Annotated in this window: 25 protein-coding genes and 1 other annotated feature; of the genes, 18 read left to right on the top strand and 7 right to left on the bottom strand. The window is 48.1% G+C overall.

Going from position 1 to position 26095, the window contains the following annotated elements:
- Positions 1-33: 33 nt before the first annotated feature.
- Positions 34-552 carry a molybdenum cofactor biosynthesis protein B gene (locus ABXS70_RS14680; RefSeq protein WP_342555540.1) on the bottom strand — a complete coding sequence of 173 codons (519 nt, stop codon included), beginning with the start codon at positions 550-552 and terminating at the stop codon, positions 34-36.
- Between the two features lie 182 nt (positions 553-734).
- Between ABXS70_RS14680 and ABXS70_RS14675 the strand changes: the two genes are divergently transcribed.
- The 5 genes from ABXS70_RS14675 (at position 735) to ABXS70_RS14655 (ending at position 5937) form a co-directional block, all read left to right on the top strand.
- Positions 735-1832 carry a GTP-binding protein gene (locus ABXS70_RS14675; RefSeq protein ID WP_342555541.1) on the top strand — a complete coding sequence of 366 codons (1098 nt, stop codon included), beginning with the start codon at positions 735-737 and terminating at the stop codon, positions 1830-1832.
- A gap of 67 nt (positions 1833-1899) precedes the next feature.
- A complete protein-coding gene (locus ABXS70_RS14670) occupies positions 1900-2235 on the top strand; it encodes a four-helix bundle copper-binding protein (RefSeq protein ID WP_342555542.1) in 336 nt (111 codons plus the stop codon).
- 243 nt (positions 2236-2478) lie between these two features.
- Positions 2479-2767, top strand: a binding site (T-box leader).
- Positions 2768-2841: 74 nt separating this feature from the next.
- Positions 2842-4620 carry an arginine--tRNA ligase gene (gene argS, locus ABXS70_RS14665; protein WP_342556303.1) on the top strand — a complete coding sequence of 593 codons (1779 nt, stop codon included), beginning with the start codon at positions 2842-2844 and terminating at the stop codon, positions 4618-4620.
- 142 nt (positions 4621-4762) lie between these two features.
- On the top strand, positions 4763-5305 hold the full coding sequence (locus ABXS70_RS14660; RefSeq protein ID WP_342555543.1) for a hypothetical protein: 543 nt from the start codon (positions 4763-4765) through the stop codon (positions 5303-5305).
- On the top strand, positions 5305-5937 hold the full coding sequence (locus tag ABXS70_RS14655; RefSeq protein ID WP_366288793.1) for a YdcF family protein: 633 nt from the start codon (positions 5305-5307) through the stop codon (positions 5935-5937). Before ABXS70_RS14660 ends, ABXS70_RS14655 begins: the two co-directional genes overlap by 1 nt.
- A 160-nt stretch (positions 5938-6097) precedes the next feature.
- Here ABXS70_RS14655 and ABXS70_RS14650 read toward each other — a convergent pair whose 3' ends face one another.
- Both ABXS70_RS14650 and ABXS70_RS14645 read right to left on the bottom strand, forming a co-directional pair.
- A complete protein-coding gene (locus ABXS70_RS14650) occupies positions 6098-8191 on the bottom strand; it encodes an ABC transporter ATP-binding protein (protein ID WP_342555545.1) in 2094 nt (697 codons plus the stop codon).
- A gap of 12 nt (positions 8192-8203) precedes the next feature.
- Positions 8204-9949, bottom strand: a complete 1746-nt coding sequence (locus ABXS70_RS14645; RefSeq protein ID WP_342555546.1) for an ABC transporter transmembrane domain-containing protein — start codon at positions 9947-9949, stop codon at positions 8204-8206.
- Positions 9950-10434: 485 nt separating this feature from the next.
- Between ABXS70_RS14645 and ABXS70_RS14640 the strand changes: the two genes are divergently transcribed.
- On the top strand, positions 10435-10734 hold the full coding sequence (locus tag ABXS70_RS14640; RefSeq protein WP_342555547.1) for a HesB/YadR/YfhF family protein: 300 nt from the start codon (positions 10435-10437) through the stop codon (positions 10732-10734).
- Between the two features lie 104 nt (positions 10735-10838).
- The gene (locus ABXS70_RS14635) at positions 10839-11294 is read left to right on the top strand and encodes an NUDIX domain-containing protein (protein ID WP_342555548.1); all 456 of its coding nucleotides are present in this window, start codon (positions 10839-10841) and stop codon (positions 11292-11294) included.
- A gap of 97 nt (positions 11295-11391) precedes the next feature.
- On the opposite strand, the gene ABXS70_RS14630 is transcribed toward ABXS70_RS14635, so the two are convergent.
- From ABXS70_RS14630 to ABXS70_RS14620, 3 genes are all read right to left on the bottom strand, one after another.
- Entirely contained in the window at positions 11392-11904 is a 513-nt protein-coding gene (locus ABXS70_RS14630; RefSeq protein WP_366296493.1) for an ADP-heptose synthase, read from the bottom strand.
- Between the two features lie 183 nt (positions 11905-12087).
- Entirely contained in the window at positions 12088-12531 is a 444-nt protein-coding gene (locus ABXS70_RS14625; protein WP_366296491.1) for a DUF441 domain-containing protein, read from the bottom strand.
- A 5-nt stretch (positions 12532-12536) separates the two neighbouring features.
- Entirely contained in the window at positions 12537-13556 is a 1020-nt protein-coding gene (locus ABXS70_RS14620) for a YpdA family putative bacillithiol disulfide reductase (protein ID WP_366296489.1), read from the bottom strand.
- Positions 13557-13736: 180 nt separating this feature from the next.
- Between ABXS70_RS14620 and ABXS70_RS14615 the strand changes: the two genes are divergently transcribed.
- From ABXS70_RS14615 to ABXS70_RS14590, 6 genes are all read left to right on the top strand, one after another.
- Complete coding sequence (locus ABXS70_RS14615; RefSeq protein ID WP_342555552.1) at positions 13737-14330, top strand: metalloregulator ArsR/SmtB family transcription factor; 594 nt, start codon at positions 13737-13739, stop codon at positions 14328-14330.
- Between the two features lie 515 nt (positions 14331-14845).
- Complete coding sequence (rsgA, locus tag ABXS70_RS14610; protein ID WP_342555553.1) at positions 14846-15970, top strand: ribosome small subunit-dependent GTPase A; 1125 nt, start codon at positions 14846-14848, stop codon at positions 15968-15970.
- Positions 15971-16027: 57 nt separating this feature from the next.
- On the top strand, positions 16028-16366 hold the full coding sequence (locus ABXS70_RS14605; RefSeq protein WP_342555554.1) for a L,D-transpeptidase: 339 nt from the start codon (positions 16028-16030) through the stop codon (positions 16364-16366).
- 64 nt (positions 16367-16430) lie between these two features.
- Entirely contained in the window at positions 16431-16949 is a 519-nt protein-coding gene (locus tag ABXS70_RS14600) for a GNAT family N-acetyltransferase (RefSeq protein WP_342555555.1), read from the top strand.
- 96 nt (positions 16950-17045) lie between these two features.
- Positions 17046-18527 carry an aldehyde dehydrogenase family protein gene (locus ABXS70_RS14595; protein ID WP_366296486.1) on the top strand — a complete coding sequence of 494 codons (1482 nt, stop codon included), beginning with the start codon at positions 17046-17048 and terminating at the stop codon, positions 18525-18527.
- Positions 18528-18773: 246 nt separating this feature from the next.
- A complete protein-coding gene (locus tag ABXS70_RS14590; protein ID WP_342555557.1) occupies positions 18774-18923 on the top strand; it encodes a hypothetical protein in 150 nt (49 codons plus the stop codon).
- Positions 18924-19109: 186 nt separating this feature from the next.
- Here the strand turns inward: ABXS70_RS14590 and ABXS70_RS14585 are convergent, their stop codons facing one another.
- Entirely contained in the window at positions 19110-19349 is a 240-nt protein-coding gene (locus tag ABXS70_RS14585) for a hypothetical protein (RefSeq protein ID WP_110892980.1), read from the bottom strand.
- 420 nt (positions 19350-19769) lie between these two features.
- Between ABXS70_RS14585 and ABXS70_RS14580 the strand changes: the two genes are divergently transcribed.
- The 5 genes from ABXS70_RS14580 to ABXS70_RS14560 all read left to right on the top strand — a co-directional run bounded on the left by ABXS70_RS14580 (position 19770) and on the right by ABXS70_RS14560 (position 26010).
- Positions 19770-20090 (top strand): hypothetical protein, encoded by a 321-nt coding sequence (locus ABXS70_RS14580; RefSeq protein WP_111268942.1) that lies wholly within the window; start codon positions 19770-19772, stop codon positions 20088-20090.
- A 53-nt stretch (positions 20091-20143) separates the two neighbouring features.
- Complete coding sequence (gene essC, locus ABXS70_RS14575; RefSeq protein ID WP_342555558.1) at positions 20144-24148, top strand: type VII secretion protein EssC; 4005 nt, start codon at positions 20144-20146, stop codon at positions 24146-24148.
- A 16-nt stretch (positions 24149-24164) separates the two neighbouring features.
- The gene (locus ABXS70_RS14570; protein WP_342555559.1) at positions 24165-24995 is read left to right on the top strand and encodes a hypothetical protein; all 831 of its coding nucleotides are present in this window, start codon (positions 24165-24167) and stop codon (positions 24993-24995) included.
- Positions 24996-25001: 6 nt separating this feature from the next.
- Positions 25002-25550, top strand: a complete 549-nt coding sequence (locus ABXS70_RS14565) for a WXG100 family type VII secretion target (protein WP_342555560.1) — start codon at positions 25002-25004, stop codon at positions 25548-25550.
- A gap of 184 nt (positions 25551-25734) precedes the next feature.
- On the top strand, positions 25735-26010 hold the full coding sequence (locus ABXS70_RS14560; protein WP_342555561.1) for a WXG100 family type VII secretion target: 276 nt from the start codon (positions 25735-25737) through the stop codon (positions 26008-26010).
- Positions 26011-26095: the final 85 nt, after the last annotated feature.

Below are 26095 nucleotides of genomic sequence, written 5' to 3'. Positions count from 1 at the left end.
CAAAAAAGGAAGCGACAAACCCGTCTGAATCGTTCAGACGGGTTTGTATATTTCACGCATCACATGGCGCAGCTCAGGTAAAATAATACGCTCCATGGCCAGTTTGACCGCTCCGCGTGACCCTGGCATGGAAAACACAGCAGTTCTTCCGATTGTCCCGGCAACCGCTCGGCTTAATATGGCAGCCGAACCAATATCCTCGGTATAGCTGAGATAGCGGAATATTTCACCGAAGCCCGGCAATTCTTTGTCCAGTAGAGAGGATACAGCTTCGTACGTGTTGTCCCGGGGAGCGATCCCCGTACCGCCGCTCAGCAGCACGGCTTCGATATCATCCCGTACAGCAGCTTCCTGCAGGATGCTCTGAATCCGTTCTGTCTCGTCAGGTGTAATGAGATACTCCACGACTTTATAACCGGCTTGATGCAGCAGCTCGTGTATAAGCTGACCGCTGGTGTCCGTTTCTTTGGTACGTGTGTCAGAGACCGTGACTATCATACAGGCAGTCGTTTGCGGCGCCTCCTGCCGGTGCTGTTCAACTGAATTGGTCATGGGGAAATCCTCCTTGAATAACTTGTTCTCATAGCATAGACCATTCATGGGAATGAGGCAATGAAGTTTTCGACTGCGATCGAGGAACAGAGGGAGCGTATTGCACAACAATTACAGGATAGTGTACACTCGCTAAATAGACTGAGGCTAGGCCGCATGATTGGCAGAAAGGTGTGTGTAAGATGAGTATGGCTAAGGAGCAAAAACAAAGCATTCCTGTATATATCCTGTCCGGTTTTTTGGGAAGCGGCAAAACGACACTGCTCGTTAAACTGATCGAATACTGGAAGCAGCAGGGACTTCGTCCAGCTGTCGTGATGAATGAGCTGGGAGAAGTGAATCTGGATGGGCAGATTGTAGATGAGGAAGTACCTATGACGGAAATGTTAGGCGGATGCATCTGCTGCACTGTTCGTGGTGATCTTGGACTGCAGCTTGCAGACCTCGTTCAGGAAGAGTCGCCCGATGTAATCGTAATTGAGGCAACCGGTGCGGCCAATCCGATGGAAATACTGGATGCCGTAACGGAGACTTCGCTGTATATGCGGCTGGAGTTGAAAAGTCTGATCACCGTGGTCGACGCAGCTCATCTGTCGGGTCTGTATCAGGAGCAGAAGGGTAAAACATTCAAGCTGATGCAGGAACAGATTCGCTGTGCATCCGTGCTTCTTTTGAATAAAACGGATCGCGTTCAAACAGAGCAGCTGCGGGAACTGGAACAGCTGTTGAACAAGTGGAACGGCTTTGCCCCGGTGATTCCTACGGTCAAATGTGAAGTGCAGATGGAACATTTGCTTCACAGCGGCAATGAGATTCACCTGCAGCAGTCTGGTGCAGATATTGGAAAATCAAACGATGAAGCTGAGCATCATGTGCATACAGATGCCTGTCGTACACATGGATGCAGTCATGGACATGAGTATAAACATGGACATCACAGTAATTCTTCGGATTCTCAGCACAAGCTTGCCTCCAGGCCTCATACGTCACATGAACATGTGATGGTATATACGCATTATTTCAGCCAGCCGGTGAACAGCGAAGCGTTTGAACGGTTTGTGGCTGGTTTGCCGCGTGATATCTACCGGGCAAAAGGTATTCTCTCTTTTAGTGATACGGCAAGCCGGTTCTGGTTTCAATATGCCTATCGTGAATCGGATTATATGAAGATCACACCGCAAGGTGAAGTACCGAATGTTGCCGTGTTCATTGGTGAACATTTTGATCAGACTGTCATTCGTGAACAGTTACTGGAACTGGAAGCAATAAAACAAGAGTAATGGTTCAAAGTTCCTTCCGGATGGGTATTAAGAAGCATAGCAAACTTTGCCTGGGAGGTAACTTTAAATGACACAACAACAATACCAACAATGTATCGATGCTTGCCTGGAGTGCATGAATGCTTGCAATGTATGTTACATATCAAGTCTGAAAGAATATGATCTGGCTATGCTGCGTGATTGTATTCGTCTTAACCGCGAATGTGCTGACATATGTGCATTTGCTGCACAAGCGATGACTCGTGGAAGTGACTTTATCGGCGAAATCTGTGAATTGTGCGTCAAAGCATGTGAAGCTTGTGCGGCGGAATGCGGCAAACACGAACATGACCACTGCCAAGCCTGCGCAGAAGCCTGCCGTGCATGTGCTGAAGCCTGCCGTTTAATGGCAGCCGTGGCCTAATCTGTACGTTATTGAAATCATGTTTAACCATGTAGGATATAGATGTAAATAACATATGGTGTTAGTAATGATCCCCTTGAATAAGCAGAAATGCAGGAATTCGGACGCCTGCATTCGTTCATTCAGGGGGTTTTTGCTATGGATGTCCTTTATGAAAAAGTGCATGTTCAAGCAGGCAGGTAGATTATCAGGTTGCCAAGGCATACCAGGATATGTATAATAATCTGCAATGAATAAAATACAGCAGTATCAATGATCGGGAGAGTAGCTCAGATTCAACCATAACAGCGAGCCGGGGCAGGTGTAAGCCGGCATGGAATGTCCTGAGTGAAGCGCACCCGTGAGATGGTTATCCGAAGCTATATATATAGTCCTGCAGGATTGTATATCTTGGATTTGAGGGTAATCCGGCCTGCAGCCGTTATTTGCACCGAGCGGAATCGTAAGTTTTGACATGCATCTTAAGCATTTCATCTGACAATTCACTTAGAGTGGTACCGCGGGAACTGTAAACACAGCTCTCGTCTCTTGATTTTTAGAGACGAGAGCTTTTTTGCATTTTATTTTAACTATATACGATTCGGAGAAGGAGTGTTTCACGTGTTAATGAAGCAGGCTGCAGTTCAGATTGCCCCGCTCACAGGGCTCACAGAGGAAGAAGTATTAAAATTGTTGGAAATCCCGCCGCAGGAGCAGATGGGAGACGCAGCATTTCCTTGCTTTACACTGGCCAAGTCGCTCAAGAAGGCACCGGTTGTTATTGCTGGTGAGATTGCTGCTGCACTGCAGGCTGCCGGAACAGATGCCGCAGCTGCCGGACCGTATGTGAACATTCGTTTTGACAGGAAGGTGCTGGCACCTGAGCTGCTGCAGGAACTGGGCAGCGAAACATTTGGCAAACTGCAGCTGGGTCAAGGAGCGCGTGTACTAATCGACATGTCCTCGCCTAACATTGCGAAACCTTTCGGCATCGGGCATCTGCGTTCAACTGTAATTGGTGCAGCGCTGTATCGTCTCTATCAAGAAGCGGGTTACACCTCAATAAGTGTAAATCACTTGGGGGACTGGGGCACTCAGTTTGGCAAACAAATTACGGCTTATAAGCGGTGGGGGAATGAAGAAGCGCTGCAGGCTGACCCTATTCGCAATTCCCTGGAGCTGTACGTTCGTTTCCATGACGAGGCGGAGCAGGACCCGACACTGGAGACGGAGGCCCGGGAATGGTTCCGCAAACTGGAACAGGGAGATGATGAAGCTCAGCGGTTATGGGCATTCTTTGTAAAAGTAAGTATGCAGGAGTTCAACCGGATGTATGAACGATTAAATGTTGATTTTGACTATACACTGGGCGAAAGCTTCTATAATGACAAGATGGGTGCAGTCGTTGAAGAACTGCAGGATAAAGGGCTGCTGGAGGAGAGCGACGGTGCTCTCGTGGTAAGGTTGGATGAAGAAAATATGCCGCCATGTCTGATCATAAAAAAGGATGGAACAACCATATATCCAACCCGGGATTTGGCGACAGCCATCTATCGTCGGAACATTATGCAGGCAGATCGCTTGTTATACGTCGTTGGCGGCGAGCAAAAACTTCATTTCCGTCAGGTGTTTACGGTGCTGTCCAAGATGGGTTACGAATGGGCAGACAACTGTGAACATATTCCGTTCGGCTTGATGCGCTTTGAAGGGCGGAAGATGTCTACACGCCGGGGGAAGGTTGTCTTTTTGCAGGAAGTGCTGGATGAAGCCGTTGCGCGTGCCCAGCAGATCATTCAGGATAAAAATCCGAATCTGGAACAGTCTGAACAGGTAGCTGAAGCCGTTGGTGTGGGAGCGATTATTTTCGGTGACCTGCGCAGCAATCGCATGAATGATATCGATTTCTCGCTGGATGATGCGGTGAGTTTCGAAGGAGAGACGGGGCCTTATGTGCAGTATACCTATGCCCGGATTCAAAGTGTGCTTGCCAAAGCCGCGAATGTGTCGCGTGATGAACGGGAGAAGGTGACAGATCCGTTGAAAGGGTCTGCTGCGGAGAACATTGAGGTAAATGCAGAGCTTGAGGCTGAAGGATCACATTTGGATAGGCATCTTAGGGATCACCTTGCTGCGGATGCTGTGGGAGATACGTCGTGGGCGCTGCTGAAGCTGCTTGCTGAATACCCATCCTATCTGGAAAAAGCAGTGCTTCGCAGTGAACCTTCGGTCATTGCCAAATATACGATCGATGTCGCTCAAGCGTTTAACCGCTTCTATCATGCCGAGCGAATTGCAGACGCGCCTCCCGGCACGAAAGCTTTTCGGGTAAAACTGGCAGCGCGTACTGCCGAACGTCTGGCTTACAGCTTGTCTTTGCTTGGCGTGCAGGCTCCAGAGCGGATGTGACCTTGTTCAGATCCTGAAGAAAATCCATGGAATAACGAAGTTAGGCGCTGTCCTGTCCGGCAGCTTGAATGTTGTTTGCGGTTTGGTTACGATAGAGTCATATGAAACAGCCAAGACGCACGGATGAAAGGAGCGCTCGCATATGCAGAACACGGATTTCCAGGATGGTTTCATGCTGGACAGCGAACACTCCAAGGAACTGTTTGCCTACTACGGCTTGGCCGTATATTATGGACAGGCGCTGGAACAGCAGCTGGTTAATCTCATTTTGTTAACCAAGATGTCTCAGGGCAAAGTGGTATCCGAGGAAGAACTGGAGGAGCTGTACGAACGGAAAATGAGCAGTTCATTGGGACAGCTTATCCATGAGGCGCGCCACCATTTTACTTTTTCGGAAGAAGAAACGACCAGATTGAATGAATTATGGCAGCAGCGAAACCGAATCGTGCATCATTACTTCAAGGAACGCATTCATGAAACATTCAGTCCCGAGGGACGGACACGAATGATTAAGGAACTGGAAGATTTCAAGGAGCGTGCTCAGGAACTGGAGATTACACTCCAGCAATATACAAGCGCCTGGATTGCAGCACTGGGACTAAAGGATGAATCTGCCGCAGCATGGGCTGCTCTGGAACGGATGCATGCCGCTAGTTTTCAGGAACAGAGACTGGATGAGGAATAATGAGCAGCCGCCCTTTGATCAGACCTGATCTTAAACATCCAATGCAGCGAATCTTATATTGGGGAATAGGCGCTGTCCTGTTATCCATCATTTTCTGGGCAGGGTTTACAGCCGGAGGCATCCTTGCCTACATGAACGAAGGTTCACACCGCCCATCGGACGCAGCTGTTGTTCTGGGTGCGGCGGTACAAGGGGAGAATCCGTCACCGGTATTTCGTGAGCGAATTGAACAAGCTGTTCGGCTCTATAAGGACGGTACGGTGCGTCATCTGATCTTTACAGGAGGCTCCAGAGACAGCAGTACACCCACGGAAGCATGGGTAGGACGCCAGTATGCTGTCTCACATGGCGTGAGACCAGAGCACATTCTTATCGAAACGAAGTCAGTCATAACCCGGGAGAATCTGCTGTACTCGCTTGAAATAGGAAAGAAGGAAGGATATCGAACTTATACGATTGTCAGCGACCCGCTGCATATGAAGAGATCGATGAAAATGGCGAGCGAACTTGGCATGGATGCTGTTCCATCACCGACAGAAACGACAGCATACCGCAGCTGGCGCAGCAAGATCCCTTTTCTGGTCAGAGAGACGGTAATGTATATGGGATATACTCTGAAAGGCTGGAATTAATAAGGAAGAGATACCCTTCATAATCTGTCTCTAGGATCATAAAAAAACGCTCTGACAGCAGCCGGAAGGCTGCTGCACAGAGCGTTTTTTTTGGGTTTTAAGACTCCTGTCAGTGCACAGCATAGCAGTACAGGAGCAGGCCAGAGAGGTGCGAGTTCTCTTACACATTCCCTCCTGCGAGCGATGCCGAAGCTGTACTGAAAGAATCCGCCTCACGAGCAGACTTATCGGTGATGACTTCGCCCTGAGCACCCTGCTGCAGCTGATACATCTGATAGTAACGACCTTTCAGCTCCATCAGTTCGTCATGCGCACCCTGCTCCACGATTCTTCCGCGGTGCAGAACGAGAATCTGATCAGCGGAGCGAATGGTTGAAAGGCGGTGGGCAATGATGAAGGTGGTACGTCCTTTTTTCAGGACCTCCAGAGCATTCTGAATCAGTGCTTCCGTCTCTGTATCAATATTGGCGGTCGCTTCGTCCAGAATGAGAATCGCCGGATCAAACGCGAGTGCCCTGGCAAACGAAATCAGCTGGCGCTGTCCCGCAGACAGCGTGCTGCCTTTCTCTACGACAGGCTCGTCAAAGCCCTGGGGCAGATGCGCCAAAATACGTTCTGCACCCACATCACGCAGCGCCTGCTCAATACGTGCCCGGGAAATTTTTTCATCACCCAGACTGACATTGGAAGCAATCGTGCCTGTGAAAAGATAAGGGTCCTGCAGTACGATCCCCATATGCTCCCGAATCCACTGTTTGGGTATCTCTTTGACATTCTGTCCGTCGATTGTAATTTTACCTTTTTGCGGATCATAGAACCGGAAAAGCAGGTTAATGATGGAGCTTTTGCCTGAACCGGTGTGACCCACTAGAGCCACCGTCTGACCCTGTGATGCTTTGAACGAGATATTGTTCAGCACGTAATCTTTTTTATAAGCAAAGGATACATCGTCAAAGACAACATTGCCTTTGTATCTTGGCATGGAACCGTCCGTAACCGGTTCTCCTTTTTCATCCATAAGTTCAAATACACGCCCGGCGGAAACCAGAGAGGAATCCAGATTCGCAAGCTGATTCACCATACCGATGATTGGCTGGAACAAGCGACCGAGAACATCGACAAAGGCATACAGCACACCAAGTGAAATAATGCTCGTGCCGGTGATTGCGCCTGCCCCGAAGTACCACAGAACCACGGCAAAGGCGATATTCCGCAGCACATTCACCAGGTTATGAGAGGTAAATGCGTTCAGGTTCAGCATTTTGTTCTGATGTTTCATATAGTCTTCGTTCAATTCTTCGAACTCCTGCCGGGTCTGTTTCTGGCGGCGGAATACACGAATGATGGACATTCCTTGGATGGATTCGTTAATAATCGCATTGATCTCACTCAGCCGTGAGCGGATGATGGTGTTGTAACGGGTAGCAAATTTTCGATACAATACGATCCACGCAATAAGCATCGGTACAACGAACAGGGAGATCAGACCCAGACGTACATCGAGCAGGAAGAGCGCAATATACACTCCCGTTATTGTAATGATACCTGAGAAAAAGTTGGACAGCACGGCTACAAAAAGATCTTTAACGGCCTCGGTATCATTGGTGACCCGGGAGACGACCTTACCTGCGGGCAGATTATCAAAAAAGTGCACCGGCAGCCGCTGAATGTGCGCATATACATCATTGCGAAGCCGCTGAATGACCTTGTTGGCAGAGGACTGCAGCCAGAAGGTTTTACCGAACTCCATAATAACGGAGATGACAAGGAAGATCAGATAATACACAATTAATTGATAGATGCTCGGCATCTCGGGTTTGTAAAAGGCAAAAAGTTCGCCTGCAGACAGCGGCACTGCCGCGTACTGTCCTGTGACTTCACCCGCACGAGTCACGGTCAAGGTTCCGTTCGAGTAGGAACGGTCGCCGTCCGGGGCACTGACCGGCTCGTTTACAAAATAAAAGCTTTTGCCGGCCTGCAGCACTCGAACCTCGGCGCCTTTGGGTTCGTCTGGTGCGAGTAACCCTTCACGCTTATAATTTTTTCCTTGATAGACTGCGGCTTCCTTCGAAGCAGCAGTCTCGTAAAATGGCTGCTCAATGGCGAGCAGATGGTTATCAATCATAGATTTGGCGATAAAGGGTCCGGCAAGTTCAGCCGCGACACCAATCGTCAGCATGATTAAGGCAGCAATAAATGTGCCTTTGGCTTTCAAGGCATACTGCAGCAGCCTTTTACCTGTATTCGACTTCAATTCGTTGACCTCCTACGTGGACAGATTGGACTCCACCTGCTGCCGTTCATATTGTTCACGGTACCAGCCATTCTTGGCGAGCAGTTCCTGGTGAGTGCCTTCTTCCGTAATTTTACCGTGCTCCAGCACGATGATCCGATCTGCGTGTTCAATGGCGGACAGGCGATGAGTCGAGATCAGCGTTGTTTTGCCCGCACGTTTGCTGCGTATATTTTCAATAATTTTGGCTTCTGTCCGTGCATCGACCGCGGACAAGGCATCGTCGAGAATGAGAATGTCGGGATCAGCGATAAAGGCCCGGGCCAGAGAAACCCGCTGTTTCTGTCCGCCGGACAGCGCAATACCTTTTTCACCCACAAGTGTATCCAGACCGTCAGACAGTGTCCCCAGATCCCCGTCGAATGCAGCAGTACGAATGGCTTCCATAATGACATCATCCGATGCACCAGGCTTACCAAACTGAATGTTCTGACGAACGGATTTGGAGAATAACACCTGCTCCTGCGGCACATATCCAATCCAGCTGTGCAGGTCATCCTTGGCAATATCCTCGATTGAATGCCCCGAAATGCTTAGTGTACCCGATCCCGCAGGGTATTCGTGAAGCAGCTGCTTAAGCAGTGTGGATTTCCCACTTCCCGTACGTCCTACAACCCCAAGCGTCTGCCCACGCTGCAGGGTAATGTTGATATGACTGAGGTTATCTACCGTGGAGGTTGGATAACGGAAGGTGAGATCTTTCATTACAATTTTATCCGGCTGTGAAATATGAACAGGATGTTCTTTGTCCTGCACGGCCGGTTCAACCGATAACGTTTCGTTGACACGGTCGAGGGAAGCGCTGCCGCGCTGCATCAGATTAATTAATTCACCAATGGCAAACATCGGCCAGATCATCATCCCCAGATACATGTTGAACGATACGAGGTCGCCCAGGGTGATTTCATTATGGAATACAAGATAAATGCCGTAGGCCAGGGCAATAACGTAACTGAGTCCTACAAACAGCCGAATCGTGGGTTCAAACAGGGCATCCATCCGGGCAACCGCGAGATTTTTGCGATATACGTCTTCCGTTACATCGGCAAAACGTTTCTCATCCAGACGTTCCTGAACGTACGCGCGTACAACACGGATGCCCGCAATCGACTCCAGCACCTGGTCGTTCATGTCGCCGAAGGCATCCTGTGCTAAAGTGTATCGCTGATGCACGGCTTTACCATAGATCATCATGGCGATCGCGATAAAAGGCAGGGGCAGGACTGCAGCCAGTGTCAGCTTCCAGCTTACCAGGAAACCCATGGCAAACAGTACGGTTAAGAGAAATGCAGTAGAATCGGTCAAGGTGAGCATACCAAAGCCTGCGGTTGTTGCGATGGAACGAAGATCATTGGTTGCCCGGGCCATGAGGTCACCGGTTCTGTTTTTCTCGAAAAAGGGCGGTGTCATCCGCAGCAGGTGGTCCATGAAGCGGGAGCGCAGCAGCCGTTCTACGAGATTGGCTCCGCCAAACAATTTGTGCATCCATATGTACGTAATCAGATAGATGATAATGACTGTTCCGAGAATCAGTAAAATGTAAAACGTTAATGAGGTGCCGGTAATGGAGCCGCGCACGATTTCGTCGATGGCGTTCCCCAATAGGCGAGGAGGCAGCAGTTCAGCAATGCCTACAAGGATGAGCAAAATGACACCAACCAGGTATCTTTTGCGTTCCAGCCTGAAGAACCAGGCTAGGTTTTTAAGTACAGAGAACACGTGTTATCCCTTCCTTTCGATGTTCAAGAAATGCAGATTTTCGCTCAGTTTGGCTGTTATTGCTCACAAAAAAAGACACACCGCACGCAGGCGGTATGTCTTATATCTTCATACGGCAGCATGACTCTGAGAGCAGAGCCACCGCCGTACATAAGGTGTTGTAAGCGAACTTGGCAGGGGTCTGTTAAAAAAGAGACACCTCAAGTGCTGTCTTATGAACGGAAAAATGATTTCGGGGATACTCCGGTATTTAATTGTGCGTGAATATGAACCAACTTATGTCTGTTAAACACCGTAATCACCCTTTCTTGTTAATGGAAATAAATGCAATGTAGACCTCGTATGTTTGCATCTTACCACCCGATTTTGTAATCTGTCAAACATTTTTCACAAGATCATATGATCTTCTAGGATTAACAGGGTTTGTATTCAGGCCCCTGGAGCGATATGATGTAACATATATATACAAAAGGAGCTGACAACAGATGAGTACCATACATGTAACCGATCAAGCTGCTCGCTGGTACAAAGAAGAATTAAACCTGAATGAAGGGGACAGCATCCGCTTTTTTGCCCGCTACAGCTCTGGCGGAGGTCTTCATCCTGGTTTTTCATTAGGTATTGCGGTGGAAAAACCGAGACATCCTGCCGATCAAACAGAAGTGTCCGGCATTCAGTTTTTTATGGAAGATCACGATTACTGGTATCTGAAAGGACATCAACTTCATGTCGATGTTGTAGATGAAGGCCGGGATATTGAATACCGATACACAGAAGTACAGTAAATACTAACCGAATATCCATTCATCAATGTAAGGATGAAACACAGCCAAGTCCAGAACTGCGAATGGAAGGGACACCGTCTTTGTTAAAGAAGGAGGGATGAGGAGTGGATCTGCCGGCGAGAGATATAGGCCAATATATTGCCAAACGTGCACATATTGTGGTCAAAGCGGCCGTAATGGCTGCGAACGAACAGGGTAAGCTGCTGCTCATCCAGCATGCCGAACAGGGACACTGGCGATTGCCGTTCGGAGAGATGCGTCCTGGGGAGACTATTGAAGGGGCTGCGCATCGAGAACTATGGGAAGAGACCGGATGGACTGCAGCATCGATGAGCTTCGAGGCGCTGTATTCTGGACCAGAGCTTAGACATGTGCATGGAAACGGGGATGAAGAATATTATGTTATTGCTTTGTTCAAGGCAGAAATTATTCAGGATTCCCTTATAGAAGCACGGGTAAACAGCGATGCCGGTTTAAACTTTTTCGATCCGGATACGCTTCCTCCGATGAATAGGATCAGCCAGACATTGCTGGCACAATCCGGTTTGAAGTCATGCTGACAGAGAAGGAAACAAGTGCCTCGCATGAATGCGCAAAAGACCTCGACCACCGCTGCCAAGCGAAGGTTGAGGTCTTTTGCGCATGGGTTTCTCCAAGTTACACCTGATCCAGCGGCTCATCGTCCATTGCAAAATCAAAATCATCAATATCAAACACCTGCACAGGTGATGCTGCCTCGATGATTCGGGCAATCAGCTCCACTTGATCCGTAAGGATAGGAATGCCAAGTCGCTGGGATGTTAAAATCAGCTCTGTCTCAATCGGATCGAAATACTCCCCATACTGGGCTGTATCCATTGCGTTGACAATTGTAATCGATACTTGATCTCCAAACAGAATGGAGGGACTTTTTGCCCATGGGACGGAGAGGGCACGCTCGATTTTTTTCTTGTTCAACGGTTCCTCGAAATACGAGATCAATTCATTAATTTTGGATTTAACGTGCTGGTCATCTGCCGGGTTATCCATCATAGGATCAGCGCTGCTCTGAAATTCATATAGTTCAAGGATGGTGGTATAAGGCACGATATATTCCACAGGCGCCGGCGGCGCAAGCAATTGACCGTAGATGGCCACCATCACGGCTTCGGTTACAAAGGGACGTGACATGGTTCCTGAATCCTCCTGAGGACGATAAACGTCGTGAAGTGCTTGATGAGTTCATCTGACAATGAGAGAAAGATGCTCATTCTCTGGTGCTGATGCATGTATCTGTTTGCATGAATAGAAGTATAGCACACAACGGTGGGAAATACAGCCGGTTTGCAAAAGCTTACATGCTGACAGAACAGTTCAGGATTTGCCTAGCAGCAGAGACAGGATACCTGCAGCAATCAGCGGTCCGACAGGGACCCCTTTAAACAAAGCGACACCAAGAACCGTCCCGATCAACAGTCCTGCCACAACCGTTGGTTGAGTGCTCATAAGTGAAGCTCCGCGCCCACCCAGATAAGCGACAAGCAGACCAACGCCGATGGCGAGCAGTGACTTCCAGTGCAGAAACGACTCACCGATCGTTTGCAGGCTCATTTTGCCGCTGGCGAGAGGAGCCATAACCCCGATCGTCAGTATAATGATGCCAACGGTAAGTCCGTATTTTTCAAGCCAGGGAAAGGCTTGGTTTACGTTCAGTACACGAAGCAGCAGCAGAAATACCATCGCAACCGTTACAGGAGTGTTGCTGCTGATGATGCCGAGCGCTGCAAACACAAGCAGCAGGAGGGAGGTCATGTCCATGGACTTCATTGCTCCTCAGACTGAGCGCGTTTTTTGCCGTTATGGTATGGTGCTTTGCTGATAATGTGTTCAGCAATGTATCGTCCATGCCACCGGCCTGATTCGATAAACACTTCATTTGCATTCCGCCCGGAAGCGATAACACCGCCCACGTATATACCAGGTATGCTGCTTTCCATCGTCTGTGGATTGTATAACGGCTTATCCATATCCTCCGACATCTCAGCCCCGATGGAAGTCAGCAGCTGACGGTCTGGTCTGAATCCGGTCATGGCAAGCACGAAGTCATTTTCCAATACGCTCTCTGAACCATCGGTATGAACAATGCGGATCGAATCATCCAGAATTTCATTCACACGTGAGCCGAGGTGCAGCGTAATGTGATTTTTCTGCACCATACTTTCGAATAACGGACGAACCCAGGGTTTAATATGCTCTGACAGACCGGTACCACGGTAAACCATATCGATATGAGCTCCAACCCGGACAAGCTCCAGGGCGGCATCGACTGCCGAATTGCTCCCTCCAATGATGGCTACGCGAGTGCGGGTGTAAGGATGTGCCTCACGGAAGTAATGAGTTACCTTATCTTTGTCTTCACCAGGAATTCCAAGGTAATTCGGATGATCGAAGTAGCCGGTAGCGACGATGACATGACGGCCTTGATGACGAACAGCTTCTCCGCGCCGATTAACCGTATGTACCTCGAATGTGCCGTCTTCCTTACGCTGGATCTCACGGGCTTCCTCATAATTATGAACACGCAGGCCGAAGTGTTCGGCTACTTTGCGATAATAGGCAAGTGCTTCGTAACGAAACGGCTTGTCATTCGGGGTACTGAACGGCACATTTCCGATTTCAAGCAGCTCAGCCGTACTGAAAAACTGCATATGAGTCGGATAGAGATAGATGGATTGTACGATATTGTGTTTCTCAATAATGACAGCGGACAATCCCACCCGCTCACATTCAATAGCCGCGGACAGGCCGCATGGGCCTCCGCCAATAATAATGACATCTTCCATGTTCTTAATCCTCCTTCATTTCAGGCAATATAATCCTACCGTAAATAACACTTCAATGCCAGTTCTGACATAACGTCAATGTGATAAAAGTTCAAACATTAAATATCAATTGACTTCACAATGAAGAAAGATTACTATCAAATTAGATGATCATCTAATTTATTGTGAGGTGTAAAAGTGATGCAGCTGGAGAAAATCGTGGCCTATCACAAAGCTTTGGCTGACCCCACCCGGCTTCGTATGCTGCTGCTGCTGTCTGAAGGGGAGCTGCACGGCCAAGCGCTGGCGGAGCGTCTGAACCTGTCGCAGCCTACAGTGACACATCATGCTGCCAAGCTGAGAGAAGCTGCGTTAATTCAGGAACGGCGAGAAAAAAATACAGTTTATTTTACCCTGAACCCTTATTTTATCCGTGAACACGCTCAAGCTTCGGTTGATTTTATTTTTAACAGAAAGGAGCAGTCCGATATGACAGATATTAACGAGAGCCTTAAAGCGTCCATTATGCGAAACTTTTTCTCCAAAGATGGCCGGCTTCGTCAGATTCCTGCGCAGTATAAGAAAAAGCTGGTCGTGCTTGAATATTTGGTGGAGCAGTTGGAGTTCGGACGCAAGTACAGCGAGAAAGAAATCAATACGTTTATTCAGAATTATCACGAAGATTTCGCTACCCTTCGCAGGGAGTTTATTATGCATCAGTTCATGTACCGTGAAGACGGGGAATATGAGTTGAACCCACGCGAGATGTGGACCAGATGGGATCAAGTGAAATAAAGGGAATGACAGCAGTAAATTAAAAAAATCGCTTGACAACTGTGCAGCAGACTGTGTAACATGATGGCATATTCTACAAGGGAGGCGATGTTAATGACAAATCTAACGGCAGTATACGTGGACTTGAATAGGAACAGCGTCTCCGGAACGGATCAAGGATGATCATTCTTGCTGTAGTTGGATAGAGATATCCAATCACGGTGAGTGGTGACTATACCTTCAGAACAAAGTCACGGGTGACGCACCCGCGGCTTTTTTTTGTTGTGCCGATCGGGAGATTCAGGGCTTGGACAACGGACAGGAGTATAAAAACCGTTATGCCGTGTACTGCTGAATCTTCTTTTCATTCGGATAACTCTATATTGCCGCGGGCCTGTATATGCTCGCGGCTTTTTTTGTTCAGGTCTGTAATCGGAGATGCAGCATGAAATGCAGGATGGAAATGTAAAGCGTGAAACGAGATGTGTAGACGTAACATTTAATTTTGGGAATTGGACAAATGCAAACAAACCAATTTGGGAGGAATTTTTATTTTAAATCAGCATATTGAAAAGGTTGGAATTGAAAGTTACGGATGGTCTGCGGCATGGGAGAAGTGTTGGGCGGAGGGTGAATTTGAAGCGGGAACGAGACAGCCTGCCCGAATTATTGCAGATCATGGGCATATGCAGCGTCTAATTACTGCCCATGGAGAATGTTGGGGCAAAGTGTCAGGAAAACTTCGTCATCATAGTTTGGAGACAGGTGCTGCACCAGCCGTTGGCGATTGGGTGGCGGTGACGCGCGAGCAGGGTGATGAAGCGATTATTCATCAGCTGCTGCCTCGCCAGAGCCGTGTGTCGAGACAGGCAGCTGGTCCAGTAACGAAGGAGCAGCTCATTGCTGCTAATGTAGACACTCTTCTGATCGTTGCAGCGCTTAATCATGATTTTAACCTTAGAAGGCTTGAAAGATATGTGTTGATGGCCTGGAATGGGGGAGTAAGACCGGTTATTGTTCTAAGTAAAAGCGATCTGTGTGAAGACGTACAGGAAAAAGTCAGTAAGGTTGAAGGGATTGCTCCAGGAGTTGAAGTGCTGGCGATCTCTGCGATAGAGGGACAAGGGAAGGACATGCTGGAAACTTATTTGAAACCAGGAGTAACCGTGGCGCTCACAGGTTCTTCCGGGAGCGGCAAATCCACACTGGTCAACTGGATGATGGGTAAAGAAGTACAGATCACACAATCGGTTCGCGAGGGGGACAGCCGCGGCAGACATACAACGACACACCGGGAGATGTTTGTGCTGCCGCAAGGGGCTGTATTGATTGATACGCCGGGGATGCGCGAACTGCATCTTTGGGACGAAGGGGAAGACGGACTTTCCCAAGCTTTTGGTGAAATAGAAGAGCTGGCCGGTACGTGCAGATTTATGGACTGCAGCCATACGAGGGAAGAAGGCTGTGCGGTTAAAGCGGCTGTTGAAAACGGTAAGCTGGACGAGAAAAGGCTGAGCAATTTCCTCAAAATGCAGAAGGAACTGCAGTATCAGCGGCGCAAGGAAGAATCGGCCTTGAGAAAACGAACAGCTTCAAGCAAACCGGTCAAAACACGCAAGGCCAAGCATGTCCATCGGGTCAAAGATTGGGAACAGGACTGATATAAAGCGGGCCATCCGTGTTTGTCTTGCATACGATAAGGCAGGAGGGATGTCTTGATGCCAAATTACAGAATCATCGTAGACTTGTCCGACCACATGCTGTACCTGCTGGATGGAGATCAAGTCGTGAAGGGCTATCCGGTAGCCATAGGTAAAATGCTTACCAGTACTCCAAGTGGAGAGTTTACCATTGTAAATAAACAAGAGAATCCTGGAGGACCCTTCGGTGTGCTCTGGATGGGCCTTTCTAAGCCGCATTATGGTATTCATGGGACGAATGATCCTTCGTCGATTGGTAAGTCCGTATCCCATGGCTGCATTCGGATGTACAATTCAGACGTGCTTGATTTGTCCTCCAAGGTATCCGTGGGAACCCGAGTTACAATCCGGCCATAGGCCGGATTGTGCTTCTTTATATGTAAGGAGATTTCATCCTAACTGAGAAAAGGAGTAGAGTCTTATGCGAATTAGACTGGCGCGTGAAGAAGATGCAGAAGGTATCGCTTATGTACATACAGAGAGCTGGAAGACAACATATCGAGGAATTGTGCCAGATCATGTTTTGCATCATTTGACTACAGAATCCAGATTACCTCAGTGGGAGCAGCAGTTACGTTCTAGCGAAGAAGATCAGATTTTGATCGTCGCTGAGAACGAGGAGGGGGAAATTGTCGGTTTTGCCTGCGGAGGTAAGGAACGAGAAGGAAAACTGCCCTATGATGGCGAACTGTACGCCATTTATCTGCTGCAGTTTTATCAGCAGTCCGGAATAGGCAGCGAGCTTGTCAAGCGTGTGGTTCAACACCTCCGGAAATGCCAGATGCGCAGTATGCTCATTTGGGCGTTGGAGCGAAATCCGGCGTGCCGTTTTTATGAAAAAATGGGTGGCAGCCCTGTTCATACACAGTGGATTCGTATTGGGAATGAGGAACTGGAAGAGATTGCTTATGGCTGGTCTGATCTTGCTGCGTATGGGTAGGTTGTTCTGTTCGTTTGCCTAACTTCGAACAAGGTTAATGAATGAGACATCGTTTTTTAATGTGCATTCTAATCTGAAGAATCGGAGGCGTGCGTAATGACTTTAGTGGACAACCAGCATAAAAGGGCAGTATGGACTAAACAATATATTTCAGGCAAATGGGTAGACGGTTCAGGTGAGAAAATGATAGAGAACATCAATCCGTATACGGGTGAAGTTATCGCAACTTGGCGTTCTTCCAGTCATGAAGATATAGATCAAGCTTATGAGTCTGCAAAAAAGAGTGCAGTGGAATGGAAAGCATCGCTGCCTTCCATTAAAGAAGCTGTGCTCCGTAAAGTATCCTCCCTAATGGATGAACGAAAAGAAGAGATTATCCAGCTTCTCATTACGGAATCGGGCAGTACACGAATCAAAGCTGAAGCAGAATTTGCTGCAGCCCAACGGATTGTGGACGAATCGGCTTCGTTTCCTTACCGAATGAAAGGGGAACTGCTTCCGTCCAACACACCCGGCAAAGAAAATCGGGTAGTCCGTGAACCTAAAGGTGTGATCGGTGTCATTGGACCATGGAATTTTCCGCTGCATCTATGTCTGCGTTCCGCCGCACCCGCGATTGCTCTCGGCAACGGTGTGGTGATCAAACCAGCTTCAGATACTCCAATCACAGCAGGCTGGCTGATTGCGGATTTGTTTGAACAAGCGGGTCTGCCAGAGGGTGTATTGAATGTAGTCGCCGGAAGTGGCAGCGAGATCGGGGATTATTTTGTCACACATCCTATTCCCAAGGTGATTTCATTTACGGGTTCTACAGAAGTGGGTAAGGGCATTGGTAAACTCGCCGGTGAACATCTCAAAGAAACTGCACTGGAACTCGGTGGCAACAATGCGATGATCGTTCTGGGCGATGCGGATATCGAGCATGCGGCACAGGCTGCCGTTTTCGGAAAGTTCCTGCATCAGGGTCAGATCTGCATGGCACTGAACCGTATTATTGTGCACGAAGATATTTACGACCAATTTGTTCAATCCTTTGTGAGCAAAACGAAAAACATACAAGCAGGTGATCCGGCTGAAGAGAAAACCTTAGTGGGACCGCTGATCCGCAAGAAGGAAGTTGAGCGGCTGCTTGAATTGGTGAAACAAGCCAAAGATGAAGGTGCACGATTAATGCTTGGCGGAACACATCAGGAAAGTGTGCTCATGCCAACGGTGCTTGCAGACGTAAAGCCTGAACAGGATATTGTGCAGCAGGAATTGTTTGGCCCAGTGGCAATTATTATGAAAGCCAGTGATGAGCAGCACGCCGTACAATTGGCTAACGGCACACCTTATGGGCTCAGTGGTTCTGTATTTACAGGCAATCTGGAGCGGGGATACCAGGTGGCACAGCAGATTGAATCCGGTATGGTGCATGTGAACGATCAATCGGTGAATGATGAAGCTCATGTTATGTTTGGTGGGGAGAAATCGTCTGGCATCGGCCGGTTTGGAGGAGACTGGGCGATTGACAAATTCACACGTACCCGCTGGATCAGTCTGCAGCATCGATTCAGGGAGTATCCGGGCGTGAAATAAGTCGGAAAGACGTGTATCCTGTCATGCAGTGAGGTGTTTATCCGAGCAGGTTCGTGATAAAACGGCAAAAGATGCAAAAGCCTGTCTTAACACTGTTGAGACGGGCTTTTGCATCTTTTCACTGGTATTTTAAGTTACCTGCTGAATACAGTAAAAAAAGCTGTTTGGGCAGGTCCGGTTCTGGTTATTTATGGATACACGGAAGGAAGTGCTCCGTAAATATTATGGCAAAGGGGCTTGGAACTCATGTCCATTGACCGTTTTATTCTAAGGAAATTAAATACCTGTCAGGAAGAACATACACGAGCTAATCTGGTCCGATTATTTGTCATTCGGATCCGGAAAGCAGAGATTGCGGAAGAACATGATGTGTCCTATGTGCTGGAGAAGCTGTAGTAATGTAAAGAAGTGTATGCGTGTGCTGTGAATAGGGCTGGGCCGCATGACAAGTGGTGCTCACTGCAAAGCTGTTGACTTCCCGTGTGGAACCAGGCGCTGGATCACGTCAAAAAAGGAAGCTTGTCCCTGAAGGGAAGCTTCCTTTTTTATGTCCCATATAAGCAAAGGAGAATGAACTCTTCTTTAGTATAAAGATAGAGCAAGAGAGTCATTCTCACTGCGGCTGTGAAGAATAGCTTCGCCGCCAACAATTTCAATACTAATCAAAGAGTGCAGACATTTTTGCAGAGCACGTTTACCGTTGCTGATCTTATGCTCAAGGGCACTGCTAAGCAGTCTTAATGTTTTTTGCACAGGTTGTTTGTTTTCTTGATTAAAATATACAGGGATTGATTTGTTTTGAAATGTTATTAGAGTTCTCACTTGAAATCACCTCACGAGAGTTATTTCATACAGGTAATAATAAATACCAATGCTTAAAATTACCTTAAAATCAGCTTATGAAAACATAAAGGTGGATAAAGTTTGAAAAGTGTTCACAATTCAATTGCGTCCAAAGCAATCGAGGTCCCATATTTCTTGTTTTATTTTTCTAAAAAATGGGAAAAGGAGTGTGATTTTCGCATCGTTGCAAAATTTAAATGGAACAATGACACAAAAGTTCTGAGTCGAATGGACGATATTTTAATATATACGTGGGTCATATGTAACAAAATTACAGCGGGTACGTTGCCAACAAGGGTTTTATATAAGAAAATAGGGGGGAATACCGTTTCACCCGCCTTTTTTTGATTTAATCTGACATTAGGACAATTTACATATGAGACCTTGGGAGGGATTCACATGATATTAACCGTGTATTCCGGCCGTGAGGAAGGCGAATGGTTCGACATCGATGTTCCGGATGAATGTACCATTGAACACCTGAAGACACTGCTCGGTGTACGAATATTCGGGCAGGCGCCAGGAGACGGCATACAGTATATACTGGAGGCCAAATTTCCGGAGGGACTGTGGTTTACCCCGCAAAACACGCAGCAGTTAATGGAAACAGGCCTTCGTCAGGGAAGCTGTGTACGTGTGCAGCGTGCATTTTCAACAACATCTGAAGAAGCGCCGATCTATGGAAGACGATCCTTATTTCAGCAGGAGAGCAACGAATAGCGCTTTGAGGCGTATCATTCATTAATCGAACGACTAAAGGAGGTCTTTTCTTCGTGAATGTGTTATATCAGCGTTCTCCAAGAATGACACCGGTTCTGAAGGAAGAGAGCCTCGAAATTCTCAGGCCGCCTTCTGAACCGAACAAACCTACATTTTCTATGATTTCAATCGTTGTCCCCGTTATGATGACGATGGTCAGCATCGGTTTTTACGTATATATCAACATGACCGGCAAAATGAACAACAGCAGTTATATGATGTTTCAGATGATGACGGTCATGATGATGCTTACCTCGTATACGATTCCGTTCTTTGTATACCTCAGCAACAAAAAAACCTATCGCAAAAAGATTGAAGAACGTAAAGCGATGTATCTAGCGCAGCTGGATAAACATCGTGAAGAGCTGAAGGAAGCGCAGGCCGAGCAGGTGAAAAGCTTGTATGAGATTCATGGTGAGCCATCGGTATGCCTGCAGATTGTGAAAAATCGAAACAGTTCCCTCTGGGAGCGATCCCCGGAAGATGACGATTTTCTGCAGGTGCGCATCGGGACAGGAGAGGTTCCGTTTCGGATCAAACTTCAGGTTCCGCGCATCGATGGTTATGAAAAAGATGAATTAATTGAGGCAGCTCATGGACTCGCCGCTGAGTTTCAGACCGTGCCGGATGCCTCAATAACCCTGCCTTTATTTGAATCCAAGGTGATGGGGCTTGTCGGTGATCGGGAAGAAGTGATGGCGTCACTTCGGGTTATCGTCTCACAGCTTGCGGTTAGGCACTCTCCGGATGAGTTGAAACTGGCTGCATTTTATGAAGAGAGAGATAACAAGGAGTGGGAGTGGCTCCGCTGGCTGCCTCACATCTGGGATGAGGATCAGGGACAGCGATTCATGGCTGACAGGCACAGCAGTGCGCATCAATTGGCGGACAGCTTGTTTTCCGTGTTGAACCGACGCCGCAACAATAAGGAAGATCGCTACAAAAAAGCGGTACAAACCCCTTGTTATGTTGTGATTCTGTCGGATACGCAGCTGATTGAAGAAGAACCGTTACTTCCACTGCTGCTGGAAGCCGCACAAGAAATTGATGTATGCACGATTGTGCTGGCTAATCGTAAACAATCACTGCCTATGCATTGTCAGTTAATTATGGAGGCCTCCAAGGGTAAAGGGGTGTACTTCAAAAAAACGGAAGATGCGGATGTTATCCAGCAGGCATATAAACCGGATGTCATTTCCAAAGAGACAGCGGAAGCTTTGTCCCGCTACATGTCACCGATTCGTCTAAAGCGTTCATCTGCATCGGAAATTCCGCAAGTACTCCCGTTATTTGATATGCTCAGCACTTCACGTGTGGAAGATCTGGATGTGGTCTCCCGCTGGGGGCAGACCAGATACCCGGATACACTTCCGGTACCTATGGGTGTAAGAGCGGGCGGTAAAAAAATTGCGATAAATCTGCACGACAAAATCGAACGACAGGGCCATGGTCCGCATGGCTTGATTGCAGGTACAACCGGTTCAGGTAAAAGTGAGGTTATTCAGTCGATCGTTGCTTCACTGGCGGCCGAGTTCCATCCACATGATCTGGCCTTCATGCTGATCGATTACAAGGGCGGCGGCATGTCGAATACCTTTGTTGATCTTCCGCATGTTGTAGGTACCATTACGAATCTCGATGGCAACCTGATTGAACGGGCGAATATTTCGCTTCGGGCTGAACTGGTCAGAAGACAGAAAATTTTGAATGATGCAGGGAATCTGCAGCATATCGATGAATATTATAAAATTCTGCGTTCGAGACATGAGCAGCCGCTGCCGCATCTCGTTATTATCATCGATGAGTTTGCTCAACTGAAACGGGACCAGCCGGAATTCATGGACGAACTCATCAGTATAGCAGCGATTGGTCGTACGCTGGGAGTTCACCTTATCCTGGCAACCCAAAAGCCTGCCGGCGTTGTGGATGATAAAATATGGAGTAACTCGCGTTTCCGAATCTGTCTTCGTGTACAGAGCGAGGGAGACAGCAGAGATATGATTAAAATTCCGAATGCAGCCTGGATTACCAAGCCTGGGCGAGGTTATTTTCAGGTCGGCAGCGACGAAGTGTTTGAAGAAATGCAGTTTGCCTGGAGCGGTGCACCTTATAACCAGCAGGAGGATACCACGACGGTGCTGCCTGTGATGGAGGTTCGCCTGAACGGCAAGCGTGAGCCGCTGCTGACAGGAGAACGAAGAGCTGTTCTCAAAGGAGAGGACGTACCGAAGCAGCTGCAGGTGTTTATTGATTATGTGGCAAAGGCTGCTGCAGAAGCAGGAATCGAGCGTTTACCCGGCCCTTGGCTGCCTCCACTGCCAGAAACGCTTGAACTGGAAAGTCTTCAGGACTGGAAGCAGGAAGGGAAAAAAGAGAACCTGATTGATGGCGGCGCTGCCGGACTCAAACCTCTGGTAGGTATGCTGGATGATCTGCCAAATCAGCGTCAGCTGCCGTTGGCACTGCCTATGGATCAAGGGCATCTCGTAGTATATGGTATGCCTGGGCTTGGTAAAACAACCTTTGTTCAGACGCTCTTGATGTCACTTGCATGTAGTGAGCGCACGGAGCCATGGAACGGATACATTATTGATATGGGCCGAATGATGAAAGATTTTGCAGGACTGCCGCAAATCGGCGGTGTGATGATGGCTGAGGAGGAAGACCGGGTCAAACGGTTGTTCCGCTATATTCTCAAAATTTCAGCGCAGCGCAAAGATTTGATATCGGAGGCAGGGGTTAAAACGATCTCGGCATATCGCCGGACTGCTCATGCCGCTGTTCCACAGATTATTGTCATTATTGACGGTTATTTATCATTTCGTAATGCTTATCCTGATGAGAATGAATCGCTGGAGACTATTTTGCGTGAAGGCGGAAGTTTAGGTATTACCTTTGTGCTCACCGCCAACCGCGTAACGGATGTATTTGAGAAATTCAGAAGCAACATTCCGAATGCAGTCTCATTTGAACTGTCTGACCCGAGTGATTATTATTATGCTGTAGGCCGCCCTTCCAAGTCTCCAAGCCAGCTTCCGCCTGGCAGAGGTTTGGTGAAAGGCCAGGTGCCTCCGCTGATGTTCCAGGCTGCGCTGCCGTCCTCCGGAGCGGATGAAGGAGAACGCTCTTCCGCACTTCGGCGGACTATTGCAGCCATTCGTCAAGAATGGACTGGCGAGGAAGCACCGCAGATTGCACCACTTCCGGAAGAAATCAGCCTTAAAGATCTGCTTGTTCGAACAGGTTCCTTTGGTAAAGCATGGGAAACATCGACGGTCAGCGTGCCTGTGGGGCTGCTTACCGATGATCTGGAACCGTTTGAGCTTAATCTGCGCGAAGGACCGCATTTTATGGTGACAAGTCCAATGGAAGGTGGAAAAACGACCTTCCTGCAAACCTGGATGCTTTCTCTGGCTTATCATGCTTCGCCAGAAGATGTGCAAATATACACGGTAGATATGAGATACGGCTCAGGCGGTTTGGGTGAAATCAGCAGTTTGCCCCATGTCCGCGGACATGTATCCCGTGAAGATCAGCTTGCGTCTGTCGTTCAGGAGTTGTACGATGAAGTTCTGAAACGTGCCGAGATTACGGGAGGACCGGAAATCGTGCTTGCCATTGATGATGCGGACACGCTGTCCAAGCAGCTTACTGATTTTAATGTGAAAGACCAACTTGGTGTTATTGTTCGCCAGGGGAGAGACCGGGGGATTCATGTTATTATCTCCGGTGTGCCTGCAGACTTTCCAACGTTTGGTTCCGATTGGGTAAGTGACGTGAAAGCTTCCCAGAGCGGATTGCTGCTCGGGACTTTGGACCCTAACGATCTCTCGTTCTTCCGTATACCTTATTCGGAATCTGGAGGCACCGCAGGTGGGCTTAAGGTACTGCCACCGGGTCAGGGTTATTATATAAAACGCAAATATTCCAGGGTTAAAGGTGCAGTTCCATGCGATAGCACCTGGAAAATGAATAATTGGATTTCAGAAATTCGTGACCGATGGCATGTTGTAGTTTGAGGGGAGGTGGCTCATAATGTTGACGGTTCATGATTCTAAGCAAAAGGTGGTCACGCTGCAGAAAAAGGAACTATTTTTCCTTGCCGGTATTCTAGGTTCGGATCGGCTGCTCGGCGTAGAAGACCCCTTCCGTGGTTATATGGCTGAAGATATCGCTATGGAGTGGGAGTGCGTTAAGACCACATTGCTGGAAAAGGGCTACTTGATTCAGGATCAAGATACCAATGAGCTGATCATGACACCAACCGTTTTTTCCAGAGTAGCCATTGCCGGATTATCCGACAGAGCATGCTGGCTCCGCTATACGATTAGCGGCAAGTCGTATGAAAGTTATATACACTGCACGGATGAACGGGTTGTTGAAGTAACCCGCACTGCAGATGTTCCTGATTCATTCCGTTTAAGTGATCTGGGGAATGTTCGTGAAGCCATTGATATCCTGATTGAGCGGATGAAGTGGAGCGGGCATTCTCCGGTGGAAAAACCGGCACTGATGTGTTCCAAGAAAAAGTTTTATGATGTCATGAATGGACTGGAAGACTGTGAAGTACAGGCCGTGGCCGACGAGCTCTCACAGGAAACCAATGATCCTGAGGGCTCACTCGCATTAGCACGCTGCCTTGTAAGCAAACAATCGGATGGAGAGCTCAGATTACTCGTATGGGGGCAGGAAGGGTGGCAGTCACAATCGGCGGCATTTACCGCTAGTGCAGCCTCAAACTGGTTATTCCGAATGAGTACAAAGGCTTCAGATGACTGGCTTGTTGCAGCGCTGACAACAAAAGAACAGTTTCACGAAATGCTGCTGGACTGGCTTAAACAGCCTGCAGGGGAAGAGGAAAGGTGATGGTAAATGCGCATTCGTGTGGAACCGGATGTGCTTCGGGCACTGAGCAGGCAGATTCAGTATGCAGCGGAGCAAATACAGCAAAAAATGACAGTGTTGGATCAGGCGATTCATTCGCTGGATTGGGAAGTGGAGTCCCGTGCAGCGGTGATGAGCGAATGGAATCGCAGCAAACGGCTGGGTGAAGAAGCTCTTCGCCGTTTGATGGACTTAAGTGTACAGCTGGGTCGCAAGGCATTGTTATTCCAACAGGCAGATATGGAATACCGTTCCGTGCTGAGTCATGTTAATGCGGCCTATGGTAATGCGGTCAATATGCTGAATGTTCTTCAGAGCAGCCGTGGGGACGAGATTCTTCCTACACATGCGGCTGATGCAGCCGTGGTATCCGACCCCCTTTCCGCTATGGCAGCTGTTTACCGGATACAGGATACTGCTCCGCCAGGTGGTTCTCCGGCTACACTCATTCAGGCTATGCAGCCTGAACCTGTGGCTTGGAGATTCAGAGACCCCTCGTTTCGGGATAGAAGAGGAACTGAACCTGTAGTTTCATAAAAGTGCCAGTTACAGATAGTACAGCTGAACGTGAAATCATTTGTAAATAGTCTGTTAGTTGAAGTTTCAATGGCTGAAAATGGGGTAAATAGGATTAGGTCCTTCGGCTTTTGTCCGATTGATCCTTGTATAGTACAATTTGAACAAACCAAAACAATTGCACACATCAAGGAGGAATTTAACAATGGCAGGACGTATTTTAGTTACCCCAGAACAACTCGATCAGGTATCCAATCAGTTCAAGCAAAGCGGAGAGCAAAGTCAGCAAATCGTATCTACATTGACACAATCCATCACAAGCATGGAAGGGCAATGGGAAGGTATGACGAAGCAGCGTTTCTTCCAAGAGTTCCAGGAAGCAAGCAAACAAATGCAATCATTCGTTCAAACGCTGAACAGCATTAGCGTGGAACTTTCAGCAATCGCGAATAAATTCCGCACAGCAGACCAAGCTCGTTAATCTGCTTTACATAGCTCAGGACGATAGGATGTTTGGGATCGCCCTGAATATATGCGGGCAGCAAGCTGAAGATTGCACAATTACA

It is taken from the genome of Paenibacillus sp. AN1007 (assembly GCF_040702995.1).
Classification (GTDB): domain Bacteria; phylum Bacillota; class Bacilli; order Paenibacillales; family Paenibacillaceae; genus Paenibacillus.
This window is presented reverse-complemented; position numbering and strand designations above follow the sequence as displayed.

Bases quoted from the DNA above. Each gene is read 5' to 3' on its own strand.
- ABXS70_RS14655 (WP_366288793.1), top strand. From the start codon at position 5,305: ATGAGCAGCCGCCCTTTGATCAGACCTGATCTTAAACATCCAATGCAG.
- ABXS70_RS14615 (WP_342555552.1), top strand. From the start codon at position 13,737: ATGCAGCTGGAGAAAATCGTGGCCTATCACAAAGCTTTGGCTGACCCC.
- ABXS70_RS14580 (WP_111268942.1), top strand. From the start codon at position 19,770: ATGATATTAACCGTGTATTCCGGCCGTGAGGAAGGCGAATGGTTCGAC.
- ABXS70_RS14675 (WP_342555541.1), top strand. From the start codon at position 735: ATGAGTATGGCTAAGGAGCAAAAACAAAGCATTCCTGTATATATCCTG.
- ABXS70_RS14590 (WP_342555557.1), top strand. From the start codon at position 18,774: ATGTCCATTGACCGTTTTATTCTAAGGAAATTAAATACCTGTCAGGAA.
- argS (WP_342556303.1), top strand. From the start codon at position 2,842: ATGAAGCAGGCTGCAGTTCAGATTGCCCCGCTCACAGGGCTCACAGAG.
- ABXS70_RS14660 (WP_342555543.1), top strand. From the start codon at position 4,763: ATGCAGAACACGGATTTCCAGGATGGTTTCATGCTGGACAGCGAACAC.
- ABXS70_RS14570 (WP_342555559.1), top strand. From the start codon at position 24,165: ATGTTGACGGTTCATGATTCTAAGCAAAAGGTGGTCACGCTGCAGAAA.
- ABXS70_RS14640 (WP_342555547.1), top strand. From the start codon at position 10,435: ATGAGTACCATACATGTAACCGATCAAGCTGCTCGCTGGTACAAAGAA.
- ABXS70_RS14560 (WP_342555561.1), top strand. From the start codon at position 25,735: ATGGCAGGACGTATTTTAGTTACCCCAGAACAACTCGATCAGGTATCC.
- ABXS70_RS14670 (WP_342555542.1), top strand. From the start codon at position 1,900: ATGACACAACAACAATACCAACAATGTATCGATGCTTGCCTGGAGTGC.
- ABXS70_RS14620 (WP_366296489.1), bottom strand. From the start codon at position 13,556: ATGGAAGATGTCATTATTATTGGCGGAGGCCCATGCGGCCTGTCCGCG.
- ABXS70_RS14625 (WP_366296491.1), bottom strand. From the start codon at position 12,531: ATGGACATGACCTCCCTCCTGCTGCTTGTGTTTGCAGCGCTCGGCATC.
- ABXS70_RS14595 (WP_366296486.1), top strand. From the start codon at position 17,046: ATGACTTTAGTGGACAACCAGCATAAAAGGGCAGTATGGACTAAACAA.
- ABXS70_RS14565 (WP_342555560.1), top strand. From the start codon at position 25,002: ATGCGCATTCGTGTGGAACCGGATGTGCTTCGGGCACTGAGCAGGCAG.
- ABXS70_RS14600 (WP_342555555.1), top strand. From the start codon at position 16,431: ATGCGAATTAGACTGGCGCGTGAAGAAGATGCAGAAGGTATCGCTTAT.
- ABXS70_RS14630 (WP_366296493.1), bottom strand. From the start codon at position 11,904: ATGTCACGTCCCTTTGTAACCGAAGCCGTGATGGTGGCCATCTACGGT.
- ABXS70_RS14605 (WP_342555554.1), top strand. From the start codon at position 16,028: ATGCCAAATTACAGAATCATCGTAGACTTGTCCGACCACATGCTGTAC.
- ABXS70_RS14680 (WP_342555540.1), bottom strand. From the start codon at position 552: ATGACCAATTCAGTTGAACAGCACCGGCAGGAGGCGCCGCAAACGACT.